Origin of the sequence: Methylibium sp., from assembly GCF_013817345.1 — a bacterium.
Lineage (GTDB): Bacteria > Pseudomonadota > Gammaproteobacteria > Burkholderiales > Burkholderiaceae_C > Methylibium.
In genome coordinates, this window is sequence record NZ_JACDCW010000142.1 from 1 (window position 1) to 7,161 (window position 7,161).

8 protein-coding genes are annotated in these 7,161 nt (G+C 67.2%); 7 read left to right on the top strand and 1 reads right to left on the bottom strand.

Going from position 1 to position 7,161, the window contains the following annotated elements:
* Positions 1-86: 86 nt before the first annotated feature.
* The 3 genes from H0W40_RS18250 to flgF are packed head-to-tail and all read left to right on the top strand — an operon-like array spanning position 87 to position 2,785.
* Positions 87-740: a flagellar hook assembly protein FlgD gene (locus H0W40_RS18250; RefSeq protein ID WP_292449125.1), complete on the top strand. Its 654-nt coding sequence runs from the start codon at positions 87-89 to the stop codon at positions 738-740.
* Between the two features lie 58 nt (positions 741-798).
* Positions 799-2,037: a flagellar hook protein FlgE gene (flgE, locus tag H0W40_RS18255; protein WP_292449127.1), complete on the top strand. Its 1,239-nt coding sequence runs from the start codon at positions 799-801 to the stop codon at positions 2,035-2,037.
* Positions 2,038-2,059: 22 nt separating this feature from the next.
* On the top strand, positions 2,060-2,785 hold the full coding sequence (flgF, locus tag H0W40_RS18260) for a flagellar basal-body rod protein FlgF (protein WP_292449128.1): 726 nt from the start codon (positions 2,060-2,062) through the stop codon (positions 2,783-2,785).
* A 103-nt stretch (positions 2,786-2,888) separates the two neighbouring features.
* On the opposite strand, the gene H0W40_RS18265 is transcribed toward flgF, so the two are convergent.
* Complete coding sequence (locus tag H0W40_RS18265) at positions 2,889-3,308, bottom strand: hypothetical protein (protein ID WP_292449129.1); 420 nt, start codon at positions 3,306-3,308, stop codon at positions 2,889-2,891.
* A 184-nt stretch (positions 3,309-3,492) separates the two neighbouring features.
* Here H0W40_RS18265 and flgG point away from each other — a divergent pair, with 184 nt between their 5' ends.
* The 4 genes from flgG to flgJ all read left to right on the top strand — a co-directional run.
* Complete coding sequence (gene flgG, locus H0W40_RS18270; RefSeq protein WP_292449131.1) at positions 3,493-4,275, top strand: flagellar basal-body rod protein FlgG; 783 nt, start codon at positions 3,493-3,495, stop codon at positions 4,273-4,275.
* On the top strand, positions 4,272-4,961 hold the full coding sequence (locus H0W40_RS18275; protein WP_292449132.1) for a flagellar basal body L-ring protein FlgH: 690 nt from the start codon (positions 4,272-4,274) through the stop codon (positions 4,959-4,961). The genes flgG and H0W40_RS18275 overlap by 4 nt, the downstream gene beginning before the upstream one ends.
* Positions 4,962-5,005: 44 nt before the next feature.
* Positions 5,006-6,160 carry a flagellar basal body P-ring protein FlgI gene (locus H0W40_RS18280; RefSeq protein WP_292449133.1) on the top strand — a complete coding sequence of 385 codons (1,155 nt, stop codon included), beginning with the start codon at positions 5,006-5,008 and terminating at the stop codon, positions 6,158-6,160.
* A 160-nt stretch (positions 6,161-6,320) separates the two neighbouring features.
* Positions 6,321-7,161 (top strand): flagellar assembly peptidoglycan hydrolase FlgJ (gene flgJ, locus H0W40_RS18285; protein ID WP_292449135.1); only part of this gene is annotated, 841 nt, incomplete at its 3' end.

Consider the following 7,161-nt stretch of genomic DNA (forward strand, 5'->3'; position numbering starts at 1 on the left):
ATCGAAGTGATGAACACCGCCAAGACGCTGCTGCTGAAAACGCTGCAGATGGGCCAGTGAACACCGCCTCCCACTGAAAGACCCGCATGGCCTCCACCGATCCCATCAACGGCAGCTCGGCCGCCGCGCTCGCCGGCCTTTCCGGCACCAGTGCGGCCAAGAAGGACGACGGCACCGACCGCTTCCTCAAGCTGCTGGTCACGCAGATGCGCAACCAGGACCCGCTCAACCCGATGGACAACGCGCAGGTCACCAGCCAGCTCGCACAGATCAACACCGTGACGGGCATCGAGCGGCTCAACGAGTCGATCAAGTCGATGTCGGGGCAGATGTTCCAGTCGCAGGCGCTGCAGGGCGCGAGCCTCATCGGACGCGACGTGCTGCTCGAAGGCAACCGGCTCGTCGTTGTCGAGGGCAAGGCCACGGCCGGCTTCGAGCTGGCCAGTGCGGCCGACGAGGTGAAGGTCGAGATCCTCTCGCCGGCCGGGCGCGTCATCGACACGGTGGATCTCGGAGCGCAGAACGCCGGGCGCAACGGCTTCGAGTGGGCCGTGCCTGCAGGCGCCAGCACCGACGGCCTCACCTTCCGCGTCGTCGCCAAGAGCGGTGCGGCCGAGCTCACCGCCACGCCGCTGATGACCGACCGTGTCAACGCCGTCAGCACTGGCGGCGACTCGCTCAAGCTCGAACTCGCGCGCAACGGCACGACACCCTACGGCCTTATCAAAGCCATCTCCTGAGCGCTGCGCCGAACGCGCCGCCCACCCTTCATTACTTTCGATCGACGAGGAAACGCAAATGAGCTTCCAGCAAGGTCTGTCCGGTCTCAACGCCTCGAGCAAGAACCTCGAGGTCATCGGCAACAACATCGCCAACGCGCAGACCTTCGGCGCCAAGAGCTCGCGCGCCGAGTTCGCCGACGTCTACGCCAACTCGATGAACGGCGCCGGCGGCAACGCCATCGGCATCGGCGTGAATCTGGCGGCCGTTTCCCAGCAGTTCTCCCAGGGCAACATCACCATCACGGAAAACGCGATGGACCTGGCGATCAACGGCCCGGGCTTCTTCCAGGTGACCGACGGCAACAACCCGACCGTCTATACGCGCAACGGCCAGTTCAAGCTCGATCGCGACGGCTTCATCGTCAACAACCAGCAGCAAAAACTGATGGGTTACGCCGCCGACAACCAGGGCGTGATCCAGAGCGGCCAGGCCCGGCCGATCCAGCTGCCCACCGACGGCATCGAGCCGCGCGCCACCGACCGCATCGACATCGAGTTCAACCTCGACGCGCGCGCCGCCGTGACGGAGCCCGCCACGCCGGGAATCGACGTGGACGACCCGACCACCTACAACAACGCCACCTCGGTGACGGTCTACGACGCCAAGGGCCAGGAAGTCGCACTCACCTATTACTTCCAGAAAGCGGCCACCGACGACTGGAACGTCTACGTCACGGCCAACGGCGAGATGCTCACCGGCATGCCGCAGTCGCTGCAATTCCCGGCCAACGGCGGCAACCCGCTGGTGCCGGCCGGCGTGGTCACGATCGACATTCCGGCCACGCCGGCCGGCACGCCGCAAACGTTGCCGATCACGGGGGTGGAGCTCGACCTGACCAACGCCACTCAGTACGGTGCCTCCTTCGGCGTGACCGACCTGTCGCAAAGCGGCTATGCGCTCGGCCAGCTCAGCGGCATCGCGATCGAAGGCAACGGCATAGTGATGGCGCGCTACAGCAACGGCCAGTCGAAGCCGGCTGGCCAGCTGGAGCTCGCCAACTTTCGCAATCCGCAGGGGCTGCAGCCGCTGGGCGGCAACGCCTGGGCAGCGACCTTCACCTCGGGCGACCCGGTGCGCGGCGCGCCGAGCACCGGCAACATCGGTGCGCTGCAGTCGGGCTCGCTCGAGGAAAGCAACGTCGATCTCACGGCCGAGCTGGTGAACATGATCACGGCGCAGCGCAGCTACCAGGCCAATGCGCAGACGATCAAGACGCAGGATTCGGTGTTGCAGACGCTGGTGAATCTGCGCTGAGTAGCCTTTCAAGGAGCCGACGATGGACCGCATGATTTATCTGTCGATGTCGGGCGCCAAGGCGACCATGCAGCGCCAGGAGGTGCTCGCCAACAACCTCGCCAACGCCTCGACCACCGGCTTTCGCGCCGAGCTGCAGGCCATGCGCGCGGTGCCCGTGCGCGGCGATGGCGCTTCCACGCGTGTGTATGCGTTGGAAACCACCACCGGCTACGACCCGAGCCCCGGACCGATCACCAATACCGCCCGCGCGCTCGACGTGGCAATGCAAGGCAACGCCTGGCTCGGCGTGCAGGCCCTCGACGGGACCGAGGCCTACACCCGCATGGGATCGCTTCAGGTCAATGCGGAAGGCACGCTCGTCACCTCGGGCGGCATGACCGTGCTCGGCGACGGCGGACCGATCGTGCTGCCGCCGAACACGGCGCCGGCCATCGCCAGCGACGGCACGGTCAGCGTGACGCAGCCTGACGGCACGGTCGAACCGGTCGGCCGGCTCAAGCTCGTGACACCCGAAGCACCGCTCGTGCGCGGCAACGACAGCCTGTTCCGCAACCCCGACGGCGACTTGCCGGCCGATCAGACCGCGCGATTGCAGGACGGCGCGCTCGAAGGCAGCAACGTCAATCCGATCGAGAACATGGTGGCGATGATCGCCGCGGCGCGGCAGTTCGAAGCGCAAATGAAGATGCTGCAGACGGCCGAAACCGACGAGCAGGTCGCCGGCAAGCTGCTCTCGATGAACTGATCCGCACCGCCGCTAGGGCCGCCGGTAGGCGGCAACGTCACATCAGGCGAATCGCCCGCAGTTGCGGGCGATTCGGGCAGCGCGTCAGCGCCGCCCCTGCCTCTCAGCGCTTCGCTGCTGCGTCCGCCTTGGCCTTGGCCTCGGCAGCCTTGGCGTCGGCCATGCACATGTCCTTGGCGTTGCCCGTCTGGGCGTCGCACTTTTCCTTGGCCACTTCGTAAGCCGTCTCGGCCCTGACTTCAGCCAGGTCGCGCGCGTCCTCGGCTTTGCCGCTGCGCTGGTGCTTCAGCTCGGCCTCTGCCACCTTCTGGCGTGCTTTGGCTTCTTCCTCGCACACGTCTTCGGCGTTGTCCTTGAGTGCATCGCAGCGCTGCTTGTCGGCCTTGTAACGGGCGTCGATCTCGTCCTTGGCGGTCCCGTACTGTTCGCTGCTCATCGTGGGCGTCGTCTGCGCGCTTGCCGCGAACGGCAGGCCGAGGGCGGCGGAGCACAGGAAAGCGATGAGTGCTGATTGGCGTTTCATGGTGGTCGTCTCCAGTGGGTTCGGTGCTCACGTAGAGCATTCGACGTGCCTACCCCGCCCAGCGTCGGGAGCGCACCCCACTCTGGTTGCGCGAGGTCGCGAACAAGGGCTCGAAGACCTTCCTTCTCCCGGCTTCGCATCCCTTCAGCCGCCGCCATGATCGGCCGAGAAGGAGGACCTCGCCATGATGCGTTCACTGTGGATATCGAAGACCGGCATGGAGGCCCAGCAGACCCAGCTGGACCATATCTCGAACAACCTCGCCAACAGCGGCACCAACGGCTACAAGCGTTCGCACGCCGTGTTCGAGGACCTGATGTACCAGACGCTGCGCCAGCCCGGCGCGGCGAGCTCCGAACAGACGCAGCTTCCCACCGGCCTGCAGGTCGGCCTGGGCACGCGCGCGGTGGCGACCTCGCGGCAGTTCAGCCAGGGCTCGCTGCAGCAGACCACCAACACGCTCGACGTCGCCATCAAGGGCCAGGGCTTCTTCCAGGTCCAGATGCCGGACGGCACCACCGGCTACAGCCGCGACGGCGCCTTCCAGGTCGATGCGCAGGGCCAGCTCGTCACCAGCAACGGCTTCGTGATCCAGCCCGGCATCGTGATTCCCGCCAACGCACAAAGCGTGACGATCGCCGCCGACGGCCAGGTCGGCGTGTCGCTGGCCGGCCAGGCCGCGCCGCAGATCGCCGGGCAGATCCAGCTTGCCAGCTTCGTCAATCCGGCCGGCCTGGAGCCGCGCGGCCAGAACCTCTATGCCGAAACCGCCGCTTCGGGCACGCCCAACGAGGGCGCGCCGGGCGCTGACGGGCTGGGCTCGCTGGCGCAGGGTTTCGTCGAGACCAGCAACGTCAACGTGGTGGAGGAGCTGGTCGCGATGATCCAGACGCAGCGCGCCTACGAGCTCAACTCCAAGGCCATCCAGACCAGCGACCAGATGCTGCAGCGTCTGGCGCAGCTGTGAGCTGCCGGCTCGCCGCCGGCGCGCTGCGAGCGCTGCTCGCGGTGCTGCCGCCGCTGCTGCTCGGCGCCTGCTCGGCACTCGTGCCGAAGGTCGAGGTGGCCGATACCGCGCCGGTGCGCCCGGCGGTGGTGCTCGCGCCGGTGGTCAACAACGGCGCCATCTTCCAGCCCAGCGCCTACCGCCCGCTCTTCGAGGACCACCGCGCCCGCCTGGTCGGCGACACCATCACGGTTCAGATCGTCGAGAAAGTCGCAGCCAGCCAGACATCGAGCAGCTCGATCGACAAGACCGGCGAGATCTCGGCCGGCATCACCGCGCTGCCTTTCTTCTCGCCCAACTCCTTCAATCGCGCCGGCGCCAGCGGCAGCTCGAGCAACAGCTTCGAAGGCACCGGCACCACCGAGAGCGCCAACACCTTCACCGGCACGATCACCGCCACCGTGGTCGAGGTGCTGCCCAACGGCCACCTCATCGTCGCCGGCGAAAAGCAGATCGGCGTGAACCACAACGTGGACGTGCTGCGCTTCTCCGGCCAGGTGGATCCGCGCTCCATCCGACCGGGCAACTCGGTCGTCTCAGCGCAGATCGCCAACGTGCGCATCGAGCAGCGCGGTCGCGGCCCGCAGGCCGAAGCGCAGGCAATAGGCTGGCTTGCACGCTTCTTTTTGAGCGTTCTGCCGATCTGATGCTCCTCAGAATGGGTGGCAATCCGCACGGAAAGTCCACCGCCATGAACCGCCACACCCCCCCCTGCGCTGCGCTTGCCGACCGACTGCTGCGCGCGTTGATCGCGCTGGCCTTCATCATTGCCAGCGCCGCGCTGTGGTGGCCGCACGAGGCCGGCGCGGCGCGGCTCAAGGAAGTCGCCTCGGTGCAGGGCGTTCGCAGCAACCAGCTCGTCGGCTACGGCCTCGTGGTGGGCCTGGACGGCACCGGCGACCAGACCACGCAGACCCCTTTCACCACGCAAAGCCTGGCGGCCATGCTGCAGCAGCTCGGCGTGACCGTGCCGCCCGGCACGCGGATCCAGCTCAAGAATGTGGCCGCGGTGTTGGTCACCGCCAGCCTGCCGCCTTTCGCGCAGCCGGGCCAGCAGATCGACGTGACCGTCTCATCGCTCGGCAATGCCAAGAGCCTGCGCGGCGGCACCCTGATCGCCACGCCGCTTCGGGGCGCCGACGGCGAAATCTACGGCCTGGCCCAGGGCAACCTGGTCATCGGCGGCGCTGGCGCCGCAGCCGGGGGGTCGAAGGTGCAGGTCAACACGCTCAACGCCGGGCGCGTGCCTTCGGGCGCGACGGTCGAGCGCGCGGTGCCCACGCCGCTGGCGCAGGGCGACGCGATTCAGCTCGACCTCAATGCCTTCGATTACTCCACCGCCCGCGAAGTCGCACGCGTCATCAACACGAAGATGGGGCAGGGCAGCGCGCAGGCACTCGACGGCCGCACGGTGCGCGTGCTCATGCCGACCGACGCGCATGCGCGCGTGGGCTTCATGGCCGACATCGAGAACCTCGAGATCGCGCTCGCTTCGCCGGCCGCCAAGGTGGTCATCAATGCGCGCACCGGCTCAGTGGTGGTGAACCAGGCCGTCACGCTCAGCGCCTGCGCGGTAGCGCACGGCAGCCTCTCGGTGACCATCAGCGCACAGCCCGTCATCAGCCAGCCCGGCCCGTTCTCCGGCGGCCAGACCGTGGTGGCCGAGCAGGCCGACATCGCCATCCAGCAACAGGCCGGCTCCTTGATCCAGATGCCTGCCGGCACGCAGCTCACCGACGTGGTCACCGCACTCAACTCGCTCGGCGCCACGCCGCAGGAGTTGCTGGCGATCCTGCAGGCCATCAAGGCGGCGGGGGCGCTCAATGCGGAGCTCGAGGTCATATGAGCATCCACTCGAACAGGCCGAAAGCTTTGGAGTTACTCCCTCTCCCTCTTGGAGAGGGTGGGGGTGACGGCCAGGCCGGAACGCCCCTCACCCCAACCCTCTCCGCAGAGGGGCGAGGGAGCGAGGCAAACCTGCACCGTTCGCAAAAGAGAGTGCCTGCATGAAAACCGTCGGCCTCGACGCCAATGCTCTGCGCTCGCTTCAAGCCAGCGCCGGCAGCAACCCGCGCGCGGCCATCGCAGAGACGGCCAAGCAGTTCGAATCGCTCTTCATGCAGGAGCTGATGAAGAGCATGCGCCAGGCGACTCTCTCCAGCGGCATGCTGGACAACTCGGGCACGAAGATGGGGACCGAGTTGCTGGACAGCCAGTTGGCGCAGAAGCTGACGGGGTTGCCAGGAGGATTGAGCGCGATGATTGCGCGGCAGTTGGAGAGGCAGGTGGGGGGTCGTGAGGCCGCAGGCCCTCACCCCAACCCTCTCCCAGAGGGAGAGGGAGCAATACCGAGCCCTCGCCTCATCCGTCACCCAGACGGAGAGGGAGTCATTCGAAGCCTTCACCTCAACCCTCTTCCAAAGGGAGAGGGAGCAGTACCGCACGCCGCGGCGGCAGGCGCACCGCAGCCGCAAATCTGGAACCGCCTGCCCGGCGCGTCCCGTGCCGAAAATTTCATCGCCCGACACAGCGAATCCGCCGAGAAAGCATCGGCAGACACCGGCATTCCCGCCGCCTTCATCCTGAGCCAGGCCGCACTCGAATCCGGCTGGGGCAAGCGCGACATCCGCCACGCCGACGGCAGCGCCAGCCACAACCTGTTCGGCATCAAGGCCGGTGCGAACTGGAAGGGCGCGGTCGCCGAAGTCACGACCACCGAATACATCGACGGCGAGCCGCGCAAGGTGACCGCGAAGTTCCGCGCCTACGCCTCGCCCGAGGAATCCTTCCGCGACTACGCGCAGCTCATCAAGAACAGCCCGCGCTATGCCGGCGTGGTGGAGCAGG

What these genes read in the sequence shown, in the direction of transcription:
- H0W40_RS18250 (WP_292449125.1), top strand. Translation starts at nt 87, where the DNA reads ATGGCCTCCACCGATCCCATCAACGGCAGCTCGGCCGCCGCGCTCGCC.
- flgE (WP_292449127.1), top strand. Translation starts at nt 799, where the DNA reads ATGAGCTTCCAGCAAGGTCTGTCCGGTCTCAACGCCTCGAGCAAGAAC.
- flgF (WP_292449128.1), top strand. Translation starts at nt 2,060, where the DNA reads ATGGACCGCATGATTTATCTGTCGATGTCGGGCGCCAAGGCGACCATG.
- H0W40_RS18265 (WP_292449129.1), bottom strand. Translation starts at nt 3,308, where the DNA reads ATGAAACGCCAATCAGCACTCATCGCTTTCCTGTGCTCCGCCGCCCTC.
- flgG (WP_292449131.1), top strand. Translation starts at nt 3,493, where the DNA reads ATGATGCGTTCACTGTGGATATCGAAGACCGGCATGGAGGCCCAGCAG.
- H0W40_RS18280 (WP_292449133.1), top strand. Translation starts at nt 5,006, where the DNA reads ATGAACCGCCACACCCCCCCCTGCGCTGCGCTTGCCGACCGACTGCTG.